Source organism: Streptomyces sp. HUAS 31, assembly GCF_028198125.1.
GTDB lineage: Bacteria > Actinomycetota > Actinomycetes > Streptomycetales > Streptomycetaceae > Streptomyces > Streptomyces chartreusis.
This window is the reverse complement of record NZ_CP116353.1, coordinates 3,090,612-3,111,275: the sequence shown is the minus strand read 5'-3', so window position 1 is coordinate 3,111,275 and position 20,664 is coordinate 3,090,612. Positions and strand designations below refer to the sequence as shown.

At 71.4% G+C, this 20,664-nt stretch carries 15 protein-coding genes and 3 tRNA genes; 9 read left to right on the top strand and 9 right to left on the bottom strand.

What is annotated here, in order from left to right; all coding sequences use genetic code 11:
• Window positions 1-16: 16 nt before the first annotated feature.
• Window positions 17-964 carry an aminoglycoside phosphotransferase family protein gene (locus tag PGH47_RS13695; RefSeq protein ID WP_271663666.1) on the bottom strand — a complete coding sequence of 316 codons (948 nt, stop codon included), beginning with the start codon at window positions 962-964 and terminating at the stop codon, window positions 17-19.
• 118 nt (window positions 965-1,082) lie between these two features.
• Window positions 1,083-2,729: a M4 family metallopeptidase gene (locus PGH47_RS13690; protein WP_271663665.1), complete on the bottom strand. Its 1,647-nt coding sequence runs from the start codon at window positions 2,727-2,729 to the stop codon at window positions 1,083-1,085.
• Between the two features lie 113 nt (window positions 2,730-2,842).
• On the opposite strand from PGH47_RS13690, the gene PGH47_RS13685 reads away from it, so the two are divergent.
• Window positions 2,843-3,265, top strand: a complete 423-nt coding sequence (locus tag PGH47_RS13685; protein ID WP_271663664.1) for a gamma-glutamylcyclotransferase family protein — start codon at window positions 2,843-2,845, stop codon at window positions 3,263-3,265.
• A gap of 8 nt (window positions 3,266-3,273) precedes the next feature.
• On the opposite strand, the gene PGH47_RS13680 is transcribed toward PGH47_RS13685, so the two are convergent.
• The 3 genes from PGH47_RS13680 to PGH47_RS13670 form a co-directional block, all read right to left on the bottom strand.
• Window positions 3,274-5,451: a molybdopterin oxidoreductase family protein gene (locus tag PGH47_RS13680; RefSeq protein WP_271663663.1), complete on the bottom strand. Its 2,178-nt coding sequence runs from the start codon at window positions 5,449-5,451 to the stop codon at window positions 3,274-3,276.
• 192 nt (window positions 5,452-5,643) lie between these two features.
• Window positions 5,644-5,940: a hypothetical protein gene (locus PGH47_RS13675; RefSeq protein WP_271663662.1), complete on the bottom strand. Its 297-nt coding sequence runs from the start codon at window positions 5,938-5,940 to the stop codon at window positions 5,644-5,646.
• A gap of 176 nt (window positions 5,941-6,116) precedes the next feature.
• Entirely contained in the window at window positions 6,117-6,803 is a 687-nt protein-coding gene (locus PGH47_RS13670) for a SanA/YdcF family protein (RefSeq protein WP_271663661.1), read from the bottom strand.
• Window positions 6,804-7,026: 223 nt separating this feature from the next.
• On the opposite strand from PGH47_RS13670, the gene PGH47_RS13665 reads away from it, so the two are divergent.
• The 5 genes from PGH47_RS13665 (at window position 7,027) to PGH47_RS13645 (ending at window position 14,185) form a co-directional block, all read left to right on the top strand.
• Window positions 7,027-7,899 (top strand): sirohydrochlorin chelatase, encoded by an 873-nt coding sequence (locus PGH47_RS13665; protein WP_271663660.1) that lies wholly within the window; start codon window positions 7,027-7,029, stop codon window positions 7,897-7,899.
• A 182-nt stretch (window positions 7,900-8,081) separates the two neighbouring features.
• Complete coding sequence (locus PGH47_RS13660) at window positions 8,082-9,335, top strand: deoxyguanosinetriphosphate triphosphohydrolase (RefSeq protein ID WP_271663659.1); 1,254 nt, start codon at window positions 8,082-8,084, stop codon at window positions 9,333-9,335.
• Between the two features lie 156 nt (window positions 9,336-9,491).
• Window positions 9,492-10,757, top strand: coding sequence for an NAD(P)/FAD-dependent oxidoreductase (locus PGH47_RS13655; protein WP_271663658.1), 1,266 nt, complete (start codon window positions 9,492-9,494; stop codon window positions 10,755-10,757).
• A gap of 109 nt (window positions 10,758-10,866) precedes the next feature.
• On the top strand, window positions 10,867-12,768 hold the full coding sequence (dnaG, locus tag PGH47_RS13650; protein WP_107906703.1) for a DNA primase: 1,902 nt from the start codon (window positions 10,867-10,869) through the stop codon (window positions 12,766-12,768).
• 112 nt (window positions 12,769-12,880) lie between these two features.
• Entirely contained in the window at window positions 12,881-14,185 is a 1,305-nt protein-coding gene (locus PGH47_RS13645) for an RNA polymerase sigma factor (protein ID WP_271663657.1), read from the top strand.
• 103 nt (window positions 14,186-14,288) lie between these two features.
• Here the strand turns inward: PGH47_RS13645 and PGH47_RS13640 are convergent, their stop codons facing one another.
• The 4 genes from PGH47_RS13640 to PGH47_RS13625 form a co-directional block, all read right to left on the bottom strand.
• Window positions 14,289-16,217, bottom strand: coding sequence for an ABC transporter ATP-binding protein (locus tag PGH47_RS13640; protein WP_271663656.1), 1,929 nt, complete (start codon window positions 16,215-16,217; stop codon window positions 14,289-14,291).
• On the bottom strand, window positions 16,217-17,950 hold the full coding sequence (locus tag PGH47_RS13635; protein ID WP_271663655.1) for an ABC transporter ATP-binding protein: 1,734 nt from the start codon (window positions 17,948-17,950) through the stop codon (window positions 16,217-16,219). Before PGH47_RS13635 ends, PGH47_RS13640 begins: the two co-directional genes overlap by 1 nt.
• A gap of 198 nt (window positions 17,951-18,148) precedes the next feature.
• Window positions 18,149-19,603, bottom strand: coding sequence for an FGGY family carbohydrate kinase (locus tag PGH47_RS13630; RefSeq protein WP_271663654.1), 1,455 nt, complete (start codon window positions 19,601-19,603; stop codon window positions 18,149-18,151).
• 151 nt (window positions 19,604-19,754) lie between these two features.
• Window positions 19,755-20,063: a YtxH domain-containing protein gene (locus tag PGH47_RS13625; RefSeq protein ID WP_125525786.1), complete on the bottom strand. Its 309-nt coding sequence runs from the start codon at window positions 20,061-20,063 to the stop codon at window positions 19,755-19,757.
• 160 nt (window positions 20,064-20,223) lie between these two features.
• Between PGH47_RS13625 and PGH47_RS13620 the strand changes: the two genes are divergently transcribed.
• The 3 genes from PGH47_RS13620 (at window position 20,224) to PGH47_RS13610 (ending at window position 20,631) form a co-directional block, all read left to right on the top strand.
• Window positions 20,224-20,296, top strand: a tRNA-Asn gene (locus tag PGH47_RS13620).
• A gap of 5 nt (window positions 20,297-20,301) precedes the next feature.
• Window positions 20,302-20,374: transfer RNA gene (locus PGH47_RS13615), tRNA-Asn, on the top strand.
• Between the two features lie 180 nt (window positions 20,375-20,554).
• Window positions 20,555-20,631, top strand: a tRNA-Ile gene (locus PGH47_RS13610).
• The last annotated feature ends 33 nt before the right edge of the window (window positions 20,632-20,664 follow it).

Sequence of the window (20,664 nt, the reverse complement as noted above, 5' to 3'; positions counted from 1 at the left end):
TGAACGGGTGACGGAATCAGCAGGACACGTGGCCCGGGTGCGCCTCCGCCAGTACCTCCGCGACCGTCCGCCGCCCCACGGACGCCAGCACCGGATTCGTGCCGTTTCCGCAGGTGTCGCCGTAGTAGTGCTCCGCCATCAGGCCGAAGCACAGCGCCCACCCCCGGCCGCGGGCCCAGGTCGCCTCGTCGACGTCGGCCGCCGCACGGAACACCTCGCGGGCCTCGGCGTCGAAGACGGCCCACGCGGCGATGGTGTCGGCCGCCGGGTCGCCGACCCCGAGGCCGCCGAAGTCGATGACGGCGGCGAGCCGGCCGGCGGAGGTCAGCAGGTTGCCCGGGAGGAGGTCGCCGTGGAGCCAGACGGGGGCGTCGTCCCACTGCGGGAGACGGAGGGCGTCCTCCCAGACCGCGGTCGCCGCCGGGGCGTCCAGCGTGCCGGCGGCGCCCAGGTCGCGGATCGCGGTGCGGACGTGGGCGTCGTTCTCGCCCACCGGTCCGCCCCGCCAGGACGGCGGACCGCCGGCCGCGTCCACCTTCCGCAGCGCCGCCACGAACCGGCCCAACCGCTCGGCCGCGTCCGCCAGTTCGGTCAGCGGCGCGTCGTGGGCGTTCTCGCCGTCGAGCCAGCGGTACACACCCCACGGCAGTGCGTAGCCGGCGCCCGGCGCGCCCTTCGCCAGCGGTACCGGGACGGCCAGCGGAAGACGCGGCGCCAGGCGCGGCAGCCAGCGGTGCTCGGTGTCGACCTGCCTGGCCCCGCCGGGCAGCCGCGGCAGCCGTACGACCATGTCGTCGCCCAGCCGGTACATCGCGTTGTCGGTCCCGGCGGAACGGACCCGCCGCACCGCCAGCCCGCCCCACTCCGGGAACTGCTCCGCGACGAGCCGGGCGACCAGCGCCGCGTCGATGTCCAGCTCATCGGCGCGCATCTTCACGACGGACGACTCACGACCGGACGACATACGGCTCCATCCTGGCTGGGCGGGACCGTGCCAACCTAGGGGCGCGGGGAACTGCGCGACCAGCCATTTACGACCGGCACCCGGCCACGCGGCTCACCCCCACCTCCTGCCCCGAACGTCAGCCCACGTTCACCGCGCTCCAAGCCGCAGCGACCGCACGCTCCTCCGCACTTCCGGCGCCGTACAGATCCTTGGCCGCGCTGAGCGTCGCGGTCCGCGCCCCCGCGTACTTCGTCGAGGACGTCATGTAGACGGTCAGCGCCCGGTACCAGATCTTCCCGAGCTTGTCCCGCCCGATCCCGCTCACCGAAGACCCGTCACAGGTGGGGGAGTTGTAACTCACCCCGTTGATCGTCTTCGCCCCGCTGCCCTCGGCCAGCAGATACGCGAAGTGGTTGCCGACCCCCGACGAGTAGTGCACGTCCAGCTGCGCGGTCGACGTGCTCCAGCAGTCCACCGAGACCCCGTCCTTCGACGGCTTGTCCATGTACCGCAGGGCATCGCGCCCGAGCCCCGACCGGACGATCTTCTCGCCGATCAGATAGTCCCCGGGGTCCGAGGAGTTGTCCGCGTGGAACTCCACCAGCGACCCGAAGATGTCGGATGTCGCCTCGTTCAGCCCGCCGGACTCGCCCGAGTACGTCAGCGCCGCCGTCTTCGACGTCACGCCGTGCGACATCTCGTGCCCCGCGACGTCCAGCGACACCAGCGGACCGAGCTGGGTGCCGTCACCGTCGCCGTACGTCATGCAGAAGCAACTGTCGTCCCAGAACGCGTTGTTGTAGGCGTTGCCGTAGTGCACACGGTTGAACGAGCCCTTGCCGTCGCCCGCGATGCCGTTGCGGCCGTGGACGTCCCGGTAGTAGTCCCACGTCGCGTCCGTGCCGTACTGCGCGTCCACCGCCGCCGAAGAGCGGTCGGCCGTGCTGCCGGTGCCCCAGTGGTTGTCGGCGTCGGTGAAGACCGTCGCGGGAGCACGGTTGAGGCAGATCGTCAGGACGCACAGGTCGGTCTTGTTCGCCGCGTCACCCGTGTAAGTGCCGCCGCGCGTGGCGTCCTTGAGCTGGTACGACGACCCCGACGCCGTCGTCTGCAGCGGCACCGTGCCCGCGTACAGCGACTTGCCGTCACCGGACGCCGTCTCGATGCTGTCCCACGCGTCGATCTGCCTGCCCGTGCCGGCGTCGGTCAGCACGGTCCGGGCGACCGGGTTGCCGAGGGAGTCCTGCGCGACCGCGTCGGTCCGCCAGGCCAGCTTCGGGGCGCCGTGCAGGGCGTCGACCACCAGCTCGGGCCTGGACGTGAGCTTCTTGAGCGTCTCGCCGACGTTCACGGCGCGCAGGGCGGTCGCGGCGAGGTCGGCGGCCCGGGGCCCGGAGACCTCGGGCGACACGCTCTTCAGGGAGATGGGGCGCGCGACGGCGCGGGAGGCGCCGCGGTACGTGCCGTCCTTCTTCAGATGCACGACGAAGTCGCCCCCGATAACGGGGAGTCGGTGATACGTCCGGTCGTAGCGGACATGCTGTGCGCCGTCCGAGTCCACCACCACGTCCCGGACGCGGGTGTCCTGTGCGGCCGTCAGGCCCAGGCTCCCCGCGACCTCGGAGAGGACCGAGGCCGCGTTCTCCACGGCGTCGGCCCTGCTGGGCGGTTCGTCCGCGCCGGCGGTGGGGGTGAGGACGGCGGCCAGCAGGCCGGCGACGGCGACCGCGGTGCCCGCGGTGGCCAGTCGGGAACGTCGGATGTGCGGCCGTATTCGGCTCATCGGTCTCCTTGAACTGGGCGGATGCTCGGGAGCTGACCCAGATTCAAGGGGGCGTGAACAGGCTGTGGCCAGGGTGAATACGTGGAGGTGTGTGAGAGGAGAGAATCGTTTCCGTGACCCTCTCTCCTCGACTCCCGTTCTTCGTCTACGGCACCCTGCGGCCCGGTGAGCCCAACCACGACCTGTTCCTGCGGGGGCGCGTGCGCGCGGAGGAGCCGGCGCGGATGGAGGGGGCGGTGCTGTACGACGGGCCGGGTTATCCGTACGTCGTCGAGGAGGTGGGCGGCGTCGTGCACGGCGATCTGGTCACCGCTCGCCCCGAGGAGTACCCGGCGCTGCTGACCGCCCTTGACCTGCTGGAGGAGTACACCCCGGGAGACCCACGGAGCCTCTACGAGCGCGTCGCCCGCCAGGTGCTCCGCGAGACCGACGGAACCGCCGTACGGGCATGGGTGTACGTGGCCGCCCCGGCTGTCGCGGCCCGGCTGCGGGCCCGGGGCGCGCCGATCGCGAGCGGGGACTGGGGACGGCGCTGAGCGGGGCGTTAAGACTCGACCGGCTCCACCCTTACCGCGCACGTCTTGAATTCCGGCATTCGGGATGTCGGGTCCAGTGCCGGGTTGGTCAGGGTGTTGGCGCGGCCCTCGCCCGGCCAGTGGAAGGGCATGAAGACCGTGTCGGGGCGGATGGCGGTCGTGATGCGGGCGGGGGCCACCGCGCGGCCCCGGCGTGAGATCACGGCCAACGGGTCGCCGTCGGCCGCTCCGAGCCGGGCCGCCAGCCGGGGGTGGAGCTCCACGAAGGGGCCCGGCGCCGCATTGTTCAGTTCGTCGACGCGGCGGGTCTGGGCGCCGGACTGGTACTGGGCCACGACCCGCCCGGTGGTGAGCAGGACCGGGTACTCGTCGTCGGGTTCCTCGGCGGCCGCCCGGTGCGAGACGGGCGCGAACCTCGCGCGTCCGTCGGGTGTGGCGAAGCGGTCGAGGAAGAGACGGGGCGTGCCGGGGTGCGGTGCCGTGTCGGCGTCGTGGTCCTGCGCGGGGTCGTCGGGCCCGGCGTCCAGCGAGGCGTCCTCGGAGTCGCCCGCGTCGTCGGCCGCCCCCGTCACCGCCGGACACGGCCAGAACACCCCGTTCTCCTCCGCCAGCCTCCGGTACGTGATCCCCGAATAGTCGGCCGGCCCGCCCGCGCTCGCCCGCCTCAGCTCCTCGAAGACCTCCTCGGCGTCGGTCGGGAAGCCCTTCTCCAGCGCCCGTTCCCCGCTCAGCCGCGCCGCGAGCTCGTGCATGATCTCCAGGTCGCTGCGGACCCCCTCCGGCGGGGTGATCGCGCGGCGGCGCAGCAGGACCCGGCCCTCCAGGTTGGTCGTCGTGCCCGTCTCCTCCGCCCACTGCGTCACCGGCAGGACGACGTCCGCGAGCTCCGCCGTCTCCGACAGCACGACGTCGCACACGGCGAGGAAGTCGAGGGACTTGATGCGCTCCTCGATGTGCGCGGCCCGCGGTGCCGACACCACCGGGTTGGAGCCCATCAGCAGCAGGGACTTGATGTCGGTGCCGAGTGCGTCCAGCAGTTCGTAGGCGCTGCGCCCCGGGCCGGGCAGGCTGTCCGGGTCCACGCCCCACACCTCGGCGACATGCCGCCGCGCCGCCGGGTCGTCCAGCTTGCGGTAGCCGGGCAACTGGTCGGCCTTCTGGCCGTGTTCGCGCCCGCCCTGCCCGTTGCCCTGCCCGGTCAGGCAGCCGTATCCGGACAGCGGCCGGCCCGCCCGCCCCGTCGCCAGGCACAGGTTGATCCAGGCGCCCACGGTGTCGGTGCCCTTGGACTGCTGCTCGGGTCCGCGTGCGGTCAGCACCATGGCGTGCTCCGGCTCGCAGAACATCCCTACGGCCTCCCGGAGCTGCGGCACGGGCACCCCCGTGATCCGCTCCACGTACTCCGGCCAGTGCGCCATCGCGGCGGCCCGCGCGTCCTCCCAGCCGGCCGTGCGCTCCTGGACGTACTCCTCGTCCACCCGCCCCTCGGCGACGACCAGGTGCAGCAGGCCGAGGGCGAGCGCGAGGTCGGTGCCGGGGCGCGGGGCCAGGTGCAGATCGGCCTGCTCGGCGGTCCTCGTGCGGCGCGGGTCGACGACGATCAGTGTGCCGCCGTTCTCCCGCAGCTCGGTGAAGTAGCGCAGCGAGGGCGGCATCGTCTCCGCGGGGTTGGAGCCGACGAGGATGACGCAGCCGGTCCTCGGGATGTCCTCCAGTGGGAACGGCAGCCCCCGGTCCAGGCCGAACGCCTTCATCCCGGCCGCGGCCGCCGACGACATGCAGAAGCGGCCGTTGTAGTCGATCTGCGAGGTGCCGAGCACGATCCGCGCGAACTTGCCGAGGCTGTACGCCTTCTCGTTCGTCAGGCCGCCCCCGCCGAAGACACCGCACGCGTCCGGGCCATGTTCCGTACGCGTGCGGTGCAGGCCCTGCGCGACGCGGTCCAGCGCCTCGTCCCACGTGGCCGGCACGAGCGTGCCGCCCGACCGCACCAGCGGCGAGGTCAGACGGACGCCCGGAGCCAGCACCGCGGCAGCCGTACGGCCCTTGCCGCACAGCGCTCCCCGGTTGACCGGGAAGTCCGGGCGCTCGACCACCGCGACACCCCCGTCCTGCTGGGGCGTGAGGTTCATTCCGCACTGCAGGGCGCAGTACGGGCAGTGGGTGGGCGTCGCGGAGTTCTGCATGCCCTTCAGCGTGCTTCCGGCGTGTTACGCCCGCGACGGCCCCCTGTTACGCGGCCGGGACGGTGCCCTCCCCGCCGCCGCGACGCCGTCGTGAGGCGCCCGGCGGGTCCGGACATGAAGGAGGGCGGGAGCCGGGCCGATGCCCCGCTCCCGCCCGTTCAGGGGCCGTCCTTGGTCAGAGGACGCCCTGGATCAGCACACGTACGCGTAGTACGGGACGTCGCCGGGCTCCAGGCCGATCGTCCCGATCGCACCCGGGCCGATCTGGATGCACGTCGGGTCAAAACCGTCGACCTCGACGCTGGCGAAGATGGTGTACCCGCACTCGTTGTAGATGTCCGCCCAGCCGGGACCGTAGCCCCAGAGCTTGGCGCAGCCCGGCTCCCTCGGCTGTCCGGCGTCGGCCGCGGACGCGGTTCCCGCCGCTGCGGTGCCGGCGATCAGCACCGCCGCCGCGGCCGTGGCGAACAGAGAGCGAAGACGAGTCATCAGGTGTCCTTTCCCCCAGACGCGGCGGCGGTCCGATCCACCACCGCAACTGACGCGGACACTATGAGTAGTTGAACGACTACGGAAAGCTCTCGGCAGGGTCATTCACACGGTCGGCTGGCGTGCGCGCGTCAAAACCTGCGCGCGAGAGCGTGGGCCGTCCGTTCCGGGCGCCGCTACCGTCGCTCGGCCAGCGCGTTGGCGACCCCCGGCTCCTTGCGCCCGAGGAAGTGGGGGTCGGGCTCGAAGACGGCGTCCAGGGCGGCCTTGCCGGCCGCGAGGATCTCCCGGGTGCCGCCGTAGTACCAGGTCATGTCGTGCTTGTCCGGCACGCCGACGCCGTACGACGTCACCCCGGCCTCCTCGCACAGCGCGACCGCCCGCCGGATGTGGAAGCCCTGGCTGATCAGCACCGCCTCGCGCACGCCGAAGATCTTCCTGGCCCGGACGCAGGAGTCCCAGGTGTCGAAGCCCGCGTAGTCGCTGACGATGTGCGCGTCGGGCACCCCGTGCCCGGTCAGGTACGCGCGCATGGCGTCGGGCTCGTCGTAGTCCTCGCGGCTGTTGTCACCGGTGACCAGGACCACCTTGATCCGCCCCGCGCGGTACAACTCGGCCGCCGCGTCCAGCCGGTGGGCGAGATAGGGGGAGGGCTCGCCGTCCCACAGCCCGGCCCCGAAGACGACGGCCACGTCGGTGCGCGGCACGTCCGCCGTGGTGCGCAGGCGGTCGCCGGCGACGACGTACATCCAGGTGGCGGGGAGCAGCCCCAGCACGCATCCCGCCATCACGGCCTGCACCAGCCGCCGCTGCCCGGCACGGGTGCGCGGAAGTCTCGGTCGGCCCAGCTTCGGTCGGCGCATCGGACGGTCCCTCCCCGGTCGGCACACGGCCTGTCCTCGACCTTCAGGGACGCCCGCCCGGCCGCCGCGGTTCACTCCGCACGGCGTGAGCAGCTTCACGTCGGCCGGTGAAACCGCAGGTCATGCCACCTCACACCGCCCGGGTACCGCGCCGTGAACCCGGTGTAAGAACCCGTTATTCCTGCGAAACGGGGCGGCAACGTCCCGCCGCCACCATCGGTTCATGACGGCGTCGAACCACCTTCACGACGAGTCCACGACGGCCCACCTCGACAGTACGGCGCACCTCATGAACCGGATCAGCAGCCAGCTCGCCAGCCAGCTCAGCCTCGTCTCGCGCGACGGGAGCCGGCGCCCCCGGCCGCCCGCGCTCGTCGTCGTGGCCCACGGCAGCCGCGACCCGCGCGCCCTGAGTACCGTCCGCGCGCTCCTCGACCAGGTCCGCGTGCTGCGCCCCGGCCTGCCGGTCCACCTCGGCCACATCGAGCTGAACGAGCCCCTGCTCCCCGACACCCTCGCCGCCCTCGGCGACCGCCGGGCGATCCTCGTCCCGCTCCTCCTCAGCCGCGGCTACCACATCAAGCGGGACATCCCCGAGATGGCCGCCGAGTCGTCGGTACGCGCACGCGTGGCCGGCGCGCTCGGCCCGCACCCCCTGCTGGTGGAGGCCCTCACGGCCCGCCTGGTGGAGGCCGGCTGGCGCACCCGCATGGACGAGGCCACGCGCGGCGAGAGCGCGGTGATCCTGGCGGCGGCGGGTTCCCGCGATCCCGAGTCCAAGGTCGACACATCCCGCACGGCCCGGCTCCTGGCCGACCGCCTCGGCGTCCCGGTCGTCCCGGCCTACGCCACGACGGCGGCTCCGACGGTCCCGGACGCACTGGCCGCCTTGGCGGCAAGGGGCCGCACAAGGGTGGCCGTCGCCTCCTACTTCACGGCCCCCGGCCGCTTCGCGACGGAGTGCGCGGAGAAGGCCCCCTGGATTGCGTCGGCGCCGCTGGGCACCCACCCGGCGATGGCGAGACTGCTCCTGCACCGCTACGACCGGACGGCGGCGACGCCGGTGACGACGACAGCGGAACTGGCGACCGCCTAGGACGCCGGGGGAGGTGTCCAACCCAGGGGCGCGGGGAACTGCGCGACCAGCCACCGACGACCCGCACCCGCCGACTCAACAGCACCCGGCAGACACGAAGGCGCACCCGGCAGACGCGAAGGCGCACCCGGCGGACGCAAAGCCGCACTCCGTTTGTCACCCCCTGCCCGTACTGTCGAGTCATGCCGTACGACCTGCAGTCACTCGAACGCTGGGCCCCCGAACCGGACAAGCGCCCCGGCCGGACCGCCTTCCAACGGGACCGCGCCCGAATCCTGCATTCCGCCGCGCTGAGAAGGCTCGCCGGCAAAACCCAGGTCGTGACACCGGGAACCCACAGCAACGCATGGGACCCCAGCCCCCGAACCCGCCTGACCCACTCCCTGGAGTGCGCCCAGGTCGGCCGCGAACTCGGCGCGGCCCTCGGCTGCGACCCCGACCTCGTGGAGGCCGCCTGCCTCTCCCACGACCTCGGCCACCCACCCTTCGGCCACAACGGCGAAGTCGCACTGAACGAGTTCGCCGAGGACTGCGGCGGCTTCGAGGGCAACGCCCAGTCCCTGCGCCTGCTCACCCGCATCGAGCCCAAGCGGTTCACCCCGGAGGGCTCCGTCGGCCTCAACCTCACCCGCGCCACCCTCGACGCCGCCACCAAGTACCCCTGGCCCCGCGGCGCCCACCCCACCGACCCGGGATCCCCGAAGTTCGGCGTCTACGACGACGACAGGCCCGTCTTCGACTGGGTCCGCAAGGACGCCCCCGGTACCCGCACCACCTTCGAGGCCCAGGTCATGGACTGGTCCGACGACGTGGCGTACTCCGTGCACGACGTCGAGGACGGCCTGCACGCCGGCCACATCGACCCCAACTGCCTGCACGCCGAACCCGAACGCCGCGAGGTCTTCGCGGTGGCCATCGGCCGCTACGTCCCCGAGGACACCGACCCCGCGGAACTCGCCGCCGCCCTCGACCGGCTCCAGGACGCCCCCTGGTGGCCGCACGGCTACGACGGCTCGGCCGTCGCCCAGGCCCGGCTGAAGGACGCCACCAGCCAGCTCATCGGCCGCTTCTGCCTGGCCGCCGAGACCGCCACCCGCGCCGCCCACGGCGACGGCCGGCTCACCCGCTACGGCGCCGAACTCGTCGTACCCCGCCCGACCCGCCTGGAGTGCGCGGTCCTCAAGGCCGTCGCCGACCGGTACGTCATGCAGCGCGCCGAGCAGGAGCGGCTCCGTGCCGACCAGCGGATCGTCGTCGCCGAACTGGCCGAGGCGCTCACCGCCCGCGCGCCCGAGGGACTCGACCCGCAGTTCCGGGCCCTGTTCGACGCGGCCGGCGACGATCGCGCCCGCAAGCGCGTGATCGTCGACCAGATCGGGTCCCTCACGGACGCCTCGGCGCGCGCCCTGCACGGGCGGCTCACCCAGCGGGCGTGAGCGCCGATGCCGTCACCCCCGTGCGACGGGTGAGACACCGGGGGCGAACGGGCACTCGAAAGTGACCCTGCGTGGCCTGATCGGGTCACCCCCTCTTCCCGCATCACGCTGCGTGCGGGACGCTCATGTGGCGGCACCCTTACGAGGAGGCATCAAGTGGTCGACGCGGATCAGACATTCGTCATCGTCGGAGGAGGGCTCGCCGGCGCCAAGGCGGCCGAGACGCTCCGGGCCGAGGGCTTCACCGGGCGGGTGATACTGATCTGCGACGAGCGCGACCACCCGTACGAGCGGCCGCCGCTGTCCAAGGGCTACCTCCTCGGCAAGGAGGAGCGCGACAGCGTCTTCGTGCACGAACCCGCCTGGTACGCGCGCAACGACATCGAGCTGCACCTCGGCCAGACCGTCGACGCGATCGACCGTACGGCGAAGACGGTGCGGTTCGGCGAGGACGGCACCGTCGTCCACTACGACAAGCTCCTGCTGGCCACCGGTGCCGAGCCGCGCCGCCTCGACATCCCGGGCACCGACCTGGCCGGCGTGCACCACCTGCGCCGCCTCGCGCACGCCGAGCGCCTCAAGGGCGTCCTCGCCTCCCTCGGCCGGGACAACGGCCACATCGTGATCGCCGGCGCCGGCTGGATCGGCCTGGAGGTCGCCGCGGCGGCCCGTGAGTACGGCGCCGAGGTCACCGTCATCGAGCCCGAGCCGACTCCGCTGCACGGCGTCCTCGGCCCCGAGCTGGGCGGCCTCTTCGCCGAGCTGCACCGGGAGCGCGGCGTGCGGTTCCACTTCGGCCGGCGGCTGACGGAGATCGTCGGCCAGGACGGCATGGTGCTGGCCGCGCGCACCGACGACGGCGAGGAGCACCCCGCGCACGGCGTCCTCGCCGCGATCGGCGCGGCCCCCCGCATCGGCCTCGCGGAGGCGGCCGGGCTGGAGATCGCCGACCGCGCCCACGGCCGGGGCGTCGTCGTCGACGAGCGGCTGCGCACCTCTGACCCCGACATCTACGCCGCCGGCGACGTGGCGTCCTTCCCGCACGCCCTGTTCGACACCCGGCTGCGGGTGGAGCACTGGGCCAACGCGCTCAACGGCGGCCCGGTGGCGGCCCGGGCGATGCTGGAGCGGGACGTCACCTACGACCGCGTGCCCTACTTCTTCTCCGACCAGTACGACCTGGGCATGGAGTACTCCGGCTGGGCGCCCCCGGGGTCGTACGACGAAGTGGTGATCCGCGGCGACGCAGGGAAGCGGGAGTTCATCGCGTTCTGGATGAAGGACGGCCGGGTGCTCGCCGGGATGAACGTGAACGTGTGGGACGTCACAGAGCCGATCCAGCAGCTGATCCGCTCGAAGACGCAGGTGAACGCCGAGAGTCTGGCGGATCCGCACATTCCGCTCGAAAACCTCGCACCGTAGGTGTCAGTGCGCCCCCGTGCTGCAATTCCCGGGGGACAACCCCCGGACCCCCGGCCGGGGGTGAGCAGCTCACCTCAGGAGTGTCAGTCCTGCCCCGTAGAATCACCCTGTGGCAGGACGGATCAACGACGAGGACGTGAAAGCGGTACGGGACGCGGTCCCGATCGACGCCGTGGTGTCCGAGTACCTCCAACTGCGCAACGCGGGCGGCGGGAACCTCAAGGGGCTGTGCCCCTTCCATGATGAGAAGTCGCCCTCCTTCCAGGTCAGCCCCAGCAAGGGGTTCTTCCACTGCTTCGGCTGCCAGGAGGGCGGCGACACCATCACGTTCGTGATGAAGGTCGACCACCTCACCTTCTCGGAGGCCGTCGAGCGGCTCGCCGCCCAGGCCGGCATCACCCTGCGCTACGAGGAGGGCGGCTACAACCCCTCCCACCAGCGCGGCGAACGCATCCGCCTGGTCGAGGCCCACAAGATCGCCGCCGACTGGTACATGGAGCAGCTCGCAGCCGGTCCGGAGGCCGACACCGGCCGGCAGTTCCTCGCCGAGCGCGGCTTCGACCAGGCCGCCGCCCAGCACTTCTCCGTCGGCTACAGCCCCCAGGGCTGGGACCACCTCACCCGCTATCTGCGCGGCAAGGGCTTCACCGACAAGGAGCTCCTGCTGTCCGGGCTGTCGCAGGAGGGCCGCCGCGGCCCCATCGACCGCTTCCGGGGCCGCCTCATGTGGCCGATCCGCGACATCGGCGGCGACGTCGTCGGCTTCGGCGCCCGCAAGCTGTACGAGGCGGACAACGGCCCGAAGTACCTCAACACTCCCGAGACGGCGATCTACAAGAAGTCCCACGTCCTCTACGGCATCGACCTCGCGAAGAAGGACATCGCGAAGGCGAGCCGCGCGGTCGTCGTCGAGGGCTACACCGACGTCATGGCCTGCCACCTGGCCGGCGTCACCACGGCCATCGCGACCTGCGGCACCGCCTTCGGCGGCGACCACATCAAGATCCTGCGCCGGCTGCTGATGGACAACGGCTCGGCCCGGGTCATCTTCACCTTCGACGGCGACGCGGCCGGCCAGAAGGCGGCCCTGCGCGCCTTCGAGGACGACCAGAAGTTCGCGGCGGAGACCTACATCGCCATCGCGCCCGACGGCATGGACCCCTGCGAACTGCGCCTCGCCAAGGGCGACGAGGCCGTCTCCGACCTGGTCGAACCGCGCACCCCGCTGTTCGAGTTCGCGCTGCGCCAGATCGTCGTCCGCTACGACCTCGACACCCCGGGAGGCCGCGCCGCCGCCCTGGACGAGGCCGCCCCGATCGTCGCCCGCATCAAGAACAGCGGCGCCCAGCACGAGGTCGCCGTCCAGCTCGCGGGCATGCTCGGCATCCTGGACACCCAGTTCGTCGTCAAGCGGGTGGCCCAGCTGGCCCGGTGGGCGCGCGACCGGGGCGGCAGGGGACAGGCACCCACGTCCCGCGGGCAGCAGCAGTACGACGCCGCGCCCGCGCCCCGCACCTCCGGCCCCGCCCTGACCCTGCGCAACCCCGTCTACGCCACCGAACGCGAGCTGCTCAAACTCGCCCTCCAGCGCCCCGAGTTGGTCTCCCCGGCGTTCGACGCGTACGGCATCGACGAGTTCACCGCCGCCCCCTACGCCGCCGTACGCCAGGCGATCATGGACGCGGGCGGCGCGGAGTACGGCCTCCAGGACGCGCAGGAGTACCTGGTCCGGGTCCGTGACGCGGCCCCCGACGACCAGGTCCGCGCGATGGTCACCGAGCTGGCCGTCGAGGCGATCATGCGCAGGACCGTCGACGAGAACTACGCCGGCGAACAGCTCGTCACCGTCCGCCGCCGCGCCGTGGAGCGCCGTGTGCGTGACGTACAGAGTCAGCTCACCCGGCTCGGCGCGGGCGGCGACCCGGCCCAACTGGCCTCCGTGCAGAACGAGCTGTGGGTGCTGCAGCAGTACGACCAGGCATTGCGCGGACACGGCGCCGCGGCGCTCTGACCGTTCCCCGGTTCCCCGGCCGCAGGGATAACCGCGCGGTCACGGCCCGATTGCAAAAAGTCACCGCACGCCCCTCGTGGCGGCGATGTGTCGTACTCCACACTGGGTTCCGGTGCCTGAGTCCTCGGAGCGCGGCCGATCCGTCCCCCACGGGTCCCACACCCCCGCGGTTCCGCTCATCGCGTACGGGACGGACAGCGGCGAGGCCGCCGACTCCGCCCTCGAAGCAGCGCTGCCGTACGCATCGGCAGCGATCATCCTGGAGGTCGCCCCCGTGCAGACCCAGACCCTCATCCAGACCGACACCGGTACGGACGGCAAGGCCGCTGACGCGGAGACCGACGTTCTCGTCGCGGTGCCGCCGCAGAACCGTGTCGCGCACCACCCCGAGGCGGAACCCGATACCGCGCCCGAACCGGCGGAGCCGCCGGCCGAGGTGCTGGACACCGCTGACACCGCCGAGCCGGTCGAGACGCCGCTGCCGGCCCGGGCCCGCGCCGACAACAGCGGTCCCTCCTCGGACCTCTTCCGCCAGTACCTGCGGGAGATCGGCCGGATCCCGCTGCTCACCGCTGCCGAGGAGGTCGAACTCGCCCGTCGCGTCGAGGCCGGCCTGTTCGCCGAGGAGAAGCTCGGCACCCCCGGTCTGGACGGCCGGCTCGCACTCGACCTGGACCGTCTGGTCGTCATGGGCCGGATGGCCAAGCGGCGCCTCATCGAGGCGAACCTGCGGCTCGTGGTATCGGTCGCCAAGCGGTACGTCGGCCGCGGCCTGACCATGCTCGACCTGGTCCAGGAGGGCAACCTCGGGCTGATCCGGGCCGTCGAGAAGTTCGACTACGCCCGCGGCTACAAGTTCTCGACGTACGCCACCTGGTGGATCCGCCAGGCCATGTCCCGTGCCCTCGCCGACCAGGCCCGCACCATCCGGGTGCCGGTCCACGTCGTCGAGCTGATCAACCGGGTCGTCCGCGTCCAGCGCCGCATGCTCCAGGAGCGCGGCTACGAACCGACGCCGGAAGAGGTCGCCGACCACCTCGACCTGGCGCCCGAGCGGGTCAGCGAGGTCCTGCGCCTCGCCCAGGAACCGGTGTCGCTGCACGCGCCCGTGGGTGAGGAGGACGATGTCGCCCTCGGCGACCTGATCGAGGACGGCGACGCGACGTCGCCGGTGGAGTCGGCGGCGTTCCTGCTGCTCAGGGAGCACCTGGAGGCGGTGCTGTCGACTCTGGGCGAGCGCGAACGCAAGGTCGTACAGCTGCGCTACGGCCTCGCGGACGGCCGCCCCCGCACGCTGGAGGAGATAGGCCGCATCTTCGGCGTGACACGGGAACGCATCCGCCAGATCGAGTCCAAGACCCTCAACAAGCTCCGCGACCACGCCTTCGCGGACCAGCTGAGGGGCTATCTGGACTGAGGAGCGTTCGGTTCACGTACCCAGGGGCGCGGGGAACTGCGCGACCGGCCACAACCGACCCGCAGCCGCCCCACGACCCCTTGTGGTACCCCCGAACCGCGACTCAGTCCACCTCCGCCACCGCCTGCGCGAACTGCGCCTTGTACAACCGCGCATACGAGCCGTCGGCCGCCAACAGCTCCCCGTGCGCACCCTGTTCCACGATCGAACCGTCCTCCATCACCAGGATCGTGTCCGCGTCCCGAATCGTCGACAGCCGGTGCGCGATCACGAACGACGTACGCCCGTGCGCCAGCTTCGCCATCGCCTTCTGGATCAGCACCTCGGTACGGGTGTCGACCGAGGACGTCGCCTCGTCCAGCACCAGGATCACCGGGTCGGACAGGAACGCCCGCGCGATGGTGATCAGCTGCTTCTCGCCCGCGCTGACCCCCGACCCCTCGTCGTCGATCACCGTGTCGTACCCGTCGGGCAGCGTACGGATGAACCGGTCGGCGTGGGCGGCCCGCGCGGCCTCCTCGATCTCGCCGCGAGTGACCTCCCTGGACGCCCCGTAGGCGATGTTCTCGGCGATGGTGCCGCCGAACAGCCAGGTGTCCTGGAGCACCATCCCGATCCCGGCGCGCAGCTCGTCCCGCGACATCCGGGCGATGTCCACGCCGTCGAGGGTGATGCGCCCGGACGACACGTCGTAGAAGCGCATCAGCAGGTTGACCAGGGTCGTCTTGCCGGCACCCGTCGGCCCCACGATCGCGACCGTGTGCCCGGGTTCCACCTTCAGCGACAGGTCCTCGATCAGCGGCTTCTCCGGGTCGTACCGGAAGGACACGCCCTCCAGCGCCACCCGGCCCCGCAGCTCCTCCGGCCGCACGCCCGGCACCGGATCCGCCTGCTGCTCCTCCGCGTCGAGGAGCTCGAAGACCCGCTCGGCCGAGGCGACACCGGACTGCACGAGGTTCGCCATCGACGCCACCTGCGTCAGCGGCATCGAGAACTGCCGCGAGTACTGGATGAACGCCTGCACGTCACCGATCGACAGCGAACCCGAGGCGACCCGCAGTCCGCCGACCACGGCGACCAGGACGTAGTTCAGGTTCGACACGAACAGCATCAGCGGCTGCATGACACCGCTGTTGAACTGTGCCTTGAACCCGGCCTCGTACAGTGCGTCGTTCTGCTCGGCGAACTGCCTGGCCGACTCCTCCTGCCGCCCGAACACCTTCACCAGGGTGTGCCCGGTGTACATCTCCTCCACGTGCGCGTTGAGCTTGCCGGTCGTACGCCACTGCTGCACGAAGTGCGGCTGCGACCGCTTGCCCACGCGCGTGGCGACGAAGAACGACAACGGCACGGTCACCAGCGCGACCAGCGCCAGCAGCCACGACACCCAGAACATCATCGCCAGCACACCGATGATGGTCAGCACCGAGTTGATCAGCTGCCCCATCGACTGCTGGAGAGTCTGCCCGATGTTGTCGATGTCGTTGGTCGCCCGCGACAGCACCTCACCGCGCTGACGCTTGTCGAAGTACGACAGCGGCAGCCGCGACAGCTTCGTCTGGACGTCCTCCCGCATCCGGTACATCGTGCGGTTCACGGCCCGGTTCACCAGCCGCGTCGCCACCGCCATCAGCAGACCGGCGACCGTGAACACGGCCAGCGCGAACAGCAGGACGTTCCCCACGGCCCCGAAGTCGATGCCCTGGCCGGGCGTGAAGTCGGTGCTGCGCAGCATGTCGGCGATCTGGTCGTCGCCGCGCTCCCGCATGGCCGCGAGGACCTGTTCCTTGGTCATCCCGGACTTGAACTGGCGCCCGACGATGCCCGCGAAGACCAGGTCGGTGGCCTCACCGAGGATCTTCGGCCCCGCGACCGACAGGCCCACGCTCACCACCACGCAGAACAGCAGCACGTAGATGGTGATCCGCTCGGGCTTGAACCGCGCGATCAGCCGCCGGCCCGACACCTTGAAGTCCAGCGACCGCTGATCGGGCCCGCCGCCGGCCATCATCCGTCCCATGGGCCCGGCCATCAGGCGGCCTCCGCTTCCGTCAGCTGGGAGAGCACGATCTCCCGGTACGTCTCGTTGTCCGCCATGAGTTCGTGGTGCCGGCCCGTGCCGACGACCCGGCCCTCGTCCAGCACCACGATCCGGTCCGCGTCCCGGATGGTCGCCACCCGCTGCGCGACGATGACGACGGTCGCCTCGGACGTCTCACGCTGGAGCGCGGCGCGCAGGGCGGCGTCGGTGGCGTAGTCGAGGGCGGAGAAGGAGTCGTCGAAGAGATAGATCTCCGGGCGCTGCACCAGCGTGCGCGCGATCGCGAGCCGCTGCCGCTGACCGCCCGAGACGTTCGTGCCGCCCTGGGCTACGGGCGCGTTCAGCCCGCCCTCCAGACGCTCCACGAACTCCTTGGCCTGCGCCACCTCCAGCGCGTGCCACAGCTCCTCGTCCGTCGCCTCCGGATTGCCGTAGCGGAGGTTGGTCGCCACCGTCCCGGCGAACAGGTACGGCTTCTGCGGCACCAGGCCGACGGTCTTCGCGAGGAGCTGCGGGTCGATCCTCGCCACGTCCTCCCCGTCCACCAGCACCCGGCCGTCGGTAGCGTCGAACAGCCGGGGGACCAGCCCCAGCAGGGTCGACTTGCCGCTGCCCGTCGAGCCGATCACGGCCGTCGTCTCACCCGGCCGCGCGACCAGGTCGATCGACTTCAGCACCGGCTCCTCGGCACCCGGGTAGCGGAACCCGCCGCCCTGGATCTCCAGATGACCGTGCCGGCGCAGCTCCCGCACCGGCGCGGTCGGCGGCACCACGCTGGAGGAGGTGTCCAGGACCTCCTGGATGCGCTCGGCGCACACCTCCGCGCGCGGCACCATCATGAACATGAAGGTGGCCATCATCACGGACATCACGATCTGCATCAGATAGGCGAGGAACGCCGTCAGGTCACCGATCTGCATGCCGCCCGAGTCGATGCGGTGGGCGCCGAACCACACCACCGCGATGGACGACAGGTTCACCACCGTCATGACGATCGGGAACATCAGCGCGAGCAGGTTGCCGGTGCCCAGCGCCATGTCGGTCAGCCCGGCGTTGGCCTTCTGGAACCGGCTCTGCTCGTACTCGTCGCGCACGAACGCGCGGATCACCCGGTTGCCGGTGATCTGCTCGCGCAGCACCCGGTTCACCGTGTCCAGGCGCACCTGCATGGTCCGGAACAGCGGCCGCAGCCGACGCACGATCAGGGTCACGCTGATGCCGAGGGTGGGCACCACGGCGACCAGCACCGCGGACAGCGGCACGTCCAGGCCGAGCGCCAGCACGATCCCGCCGACGCACATGATGGGCGCCGACACCATCAGCGTGAACGTCATCAGCGCCAGCATCTGCACCTGCTGGACGTCATTGGTCGTCCGGGTGATCAGCGACGGCGCGCCGAAGTGGCCGAGCTCACGCGCCGAGAAGGACTGCACCCGGTCGAAGACGGCGGCCCGTACGTCCCGGCCGAGCGCCGAGGCGGTGCGGGCGCCGTAGTAGACGGCACCGATGTTGCACACGACCTGCGCCAGCGAGATGCCGATCATCAGGGCGCCGTAGCTCAGGATGTAGCCGGTGTCGCCGTTGACGACACCCTTGTCGATGATGTCCGCGTTCAGCGTGGGCAGGTAGAGAGTGGCGCAGGTCTGCAGGAACTGCAGCAGCACCAGCAAGGCGATGGGTTTTCGGTACGGACTGAGGTGGGTCCGCAGAAGTCGTATGAGCACGCTGCTTCTCTCGGAGTCGGCGACGGGGCGGCCTTTGGTTGCCCCTGGCCCCTATCGTCGAACACTCCAGCGGCGTTACCTCAACCGATTAAGCCGTCAGCGCCCCCTCATACGGCCTTCCGGGTCCGGTTCCTACCTCTCTCTTACCTTCCGAAGATCCACAGCGCCCGTCTCGCCACGACCGAAACGCCCCGGCCGCTACGACCGGAACGCCCCGGGATGGGTCTGCTCGCGCACCGACACGAACTGCTGGCGCACCGCCTGGCCCACCGCCAGTTCCTCGCCGGGTTCCAGGACCTGCGCCGCCGCGCCCTGCCAGATGGGCGGGGTGCGCGGGTCGAGCGAGCCCTGCGACGCGCCGAGCGCCCACGCGGCCTGCCGGGCGGCCCCTCGCGCCGCGTAGTCCGCGGGCTGCGGTACGACGACCTGCGTCCCGAACAGCGCGGGCGCCGCCGCCTGCACGGCCGGCAGCTCGGCCACCGCGCCGAGCAGGAAGACCCGCCGCACCTCGACACCCCGGCCGCGCAGCACGTCGAGCGCGTCCGCGAGCCCGCACAGCATGCCCTCGAACGCGGCCCGCGCCAGATGCTCCGGCTTCATCGACTCCCGCCGCAGCCCCGCGAGCGTGCCCGCGGTGTGCGGCAGGTTCGGCGTCCGCTCACCCTCCAGGTAGGGCAGGAACACCAGGCCGTGGGAGCCCGGCGTCGACTTCATCGCCAGGTCCGACAGGCCCTCCAGGTCCGGCACGCCGAGGAGTTCGGCGGTGCCGCGCAGGGTGCGCACGGCGTTGAGTGTGGTGACGACCGGGAGGTGCATGCCGGTCGCGTCGGCCAGGGAGGTGATCATCCCGGAGCTGTCGACGAGCGCCTCGGGGTGCACGGCCATCACGGAACCGGACGCGCCGAGCGACACGACGGCGTCGCCGAGCCCGATGCCGAGCCCGAAGGCGGCGGCCATGGTCTCGCCCGTCCCCGCGGAGATCAGCAGCCCCTCCGGAGTCGTACCGGCCGCCTCCGCCGGCCCGATCACCTCGGGCAGCATGGCCTGGTGGCCGAGCGCCAGCTCGACGAGATCGGTGCGGTAGCCGCCGGCCGCGGCCGACCAGTAGCCGGTGCCGGAGGCGCCGCCCCGGTCTGTGGTCCTTCTCACGGGCCGGCCCAGAAGCTGCCACACCAGCCAGTCGTGCGCCTGCATGAGTACGGCGGTGCGCGCGGCGTTCTCCGGCTCGGTCTTGGCGAGCCAGCGCAGCTTGGTCACCGGCTGCGCGGCCTGCGGCACACAGCCCACCGCCTGCGCCCAGGCCCCGCGCCCGCCCAGCGCGTCGATCAGATCCGCCGCCGCGACCTGGGCGCGCTTGTCGCCGCCGACCATCGCGGGGCGCACGGTGTTGCCCTGCGCGTCGAGCGGGACCAGCGCGTTCTGCTGCGCCGACACGCCGATGGCCTGCACACCTTCGAGCAGCCCGCCGGTGGCCGCCTCACCGAGTGAGAGCAGCCAGGCCTGCGGGTCGACGTCGGAGGGACGCGCGCCGCCCTCCGGCGACTCCCCCGGGTGCGGGGCGTACCCCTGCCTGAGCACGGCGCCTGTGTCCGTGTCGCAGACGACGATGCGCGTGAAATCGGGCGAACTGTCCAGCCCGGCGACTATCCCCATGGCCCAAATTGTGCCGTAGCGCTGCGCTTGCTTGGGCCGTGGGCGTCGTGGGGGTTCGTGGCGGCTTTCGGGTGCAGGTGCGTGGGGGGCCGGTCGCGCAGTTCCCCGAGCCCCTGAGTGGGCTGCTGTACCCGGCGCCCAAGAGGTGCTGTCATGTGTTGCTGGTGCCCCAGTCGTCCTCCGCGCCTCCGTTGTGGGCGCTGCGCTCCCGTAGGGAGCGGACTCGTTGGGCCACTGTTTCCGGGACCCGGTCGCCGACCTTCTCGCTGACCGTGTGGTACGCCTTGCCCGCGAACACCCGGCCCTGCTGCGCCGCCGACTCCGCGGTGTTGCGCACCGCGGGGTTCTGGGAGATGTCCCGGGCGGTCTTCTTCAGCTGCTCGTAGCGCTCGCGTCCGGCGCGTGTCCCGAGGACGTAACCGACGGCTACTCCGATGACGAACGTGAGCCGGTAGCGCATGGCTGCCACCCTTCCCTTGAGTAGGTCCCTGGTGCGGCGTCGGTGCCGGGGGGAACCGATTGGCGGAGCACCCCCCTGCTTGCGCTAATGTATGTGTCGCAGCGAGCGCACGCCCCCTGGCGAATACCCAGGTAGGTGCGTTCGATGCAAAACGAGACCTTCCTCGGTAGCTCAATTGGCAGAGCAGCCGGCTGTTAACCGGCAGGTTACTGGTTCGAGTCCAGTCCGGGGAGCTCGGTCCTCCGTAGCTCAATTGGCAGAGCAGCCGGCTGTTAACCGGCAGGTTACTGGTTCGAGTCCAGTCGGGGGAGCACGCTGAACGAGGACCCCCTTGGGGGTCCTTTTTCATGCTTGATCACCTGCGGCGGGAACCGTGCAGGTCGGAGCGGAGTCCTTCAGGGCATGCGAAGTCGACCATACGAAGCAGGAGATCGTATGAGCGGCTATGCTGCGGCAGACGGCGCGCACACTTGTACGCGACACGCCGCTATGGGGCGGTAGCTCAGCCGGTTAGAGCAGCGGACTCATAATCCGTCGGCCGTGGGTTCGAGTCCCACCCGCCCCACCACGCACGTCTCTTTCGCGAAGAAACGTTCCGTAC

What these genes read in the sequence shown, in the direction of transcription:
- PGH47_RS13695 (WP_271663666.1), bottom strand. Translation starts at nt 964, where the DNA reads ATGTCGTCCGGTCGTGAGTCGTCCGTCGTGAAGATGCGCGCCGATGAG.
- PGH47_RS13690 (WP_271663665.1), bottom strand. Translation starts at nt 2,729, where the DNA reads ATGAGCCGAATACGGCCGCACATCCGACGTTCCCGACTGGCCACCGCG.
- PGH47_RS13680 (WP_271663663.1), bottom strand. Translation starts at nt 5,451, where the DNA reads ATGCAGAACTCCGCGACGCCCACCCACTGCCCGTACTGCGCCCTGCAG.
- PGH47_RS13675 (WP_271663662.1), bottom strand. Translation starts at nt 5,940, where the DNA reads ATGACTCGTCTTCGCTCTCTGTTCGCCACGGCCGCGGCGGCGGTGCTG.
- PGH47_RS13670 (WP_271663661.1), bottom strand. Translation starts at nt 6,803, where the DNA reads ATGCGCCGACCGAAGCTGGGCCGACCGAGACTTCCGCGCACCCGTGCC.
- PGH47_RS13665 (WP_271663660.1), top strand. Translation starts at nt 7,027, where the DNA reads ATGACGGCGTCGAACCACCTTCACGACGAGTCCACGACGGCCCACCTC.
- PGH47_RS13660 (WP_271663659.1), top strand. Translation starts at nt 8,082, where the DNA reads ATGCCGTACGACCTGCAGTCACTCGAACGCTGGGCCCCCGAACCGGAC.
- PGH47_RS13640 (WP_271663656.1), bottom strand. Translation starts at nt 16,217, where the DNA reads ATGGCCGGGCCCATGGGACGGATGATGGCCGGCGGCGGGCCCGATCAG.
- PGH47_RS13630 (WP_271663654.1), bottom strand. Translation starts at nt 19,603, where the DNA reads ATGGGGATAGTCGCCGGGCTGGACAGTTCGCCCGATTTCACGCGCATC.
- PGH47_RS13625 (WP_125525786.1), bottom strand. Translation starts at nt 20,063, where the DNA reads ATGCGCTACCGGCTCACGTTCGTCATCGGAGTAGCCGTCGGTTACGTC.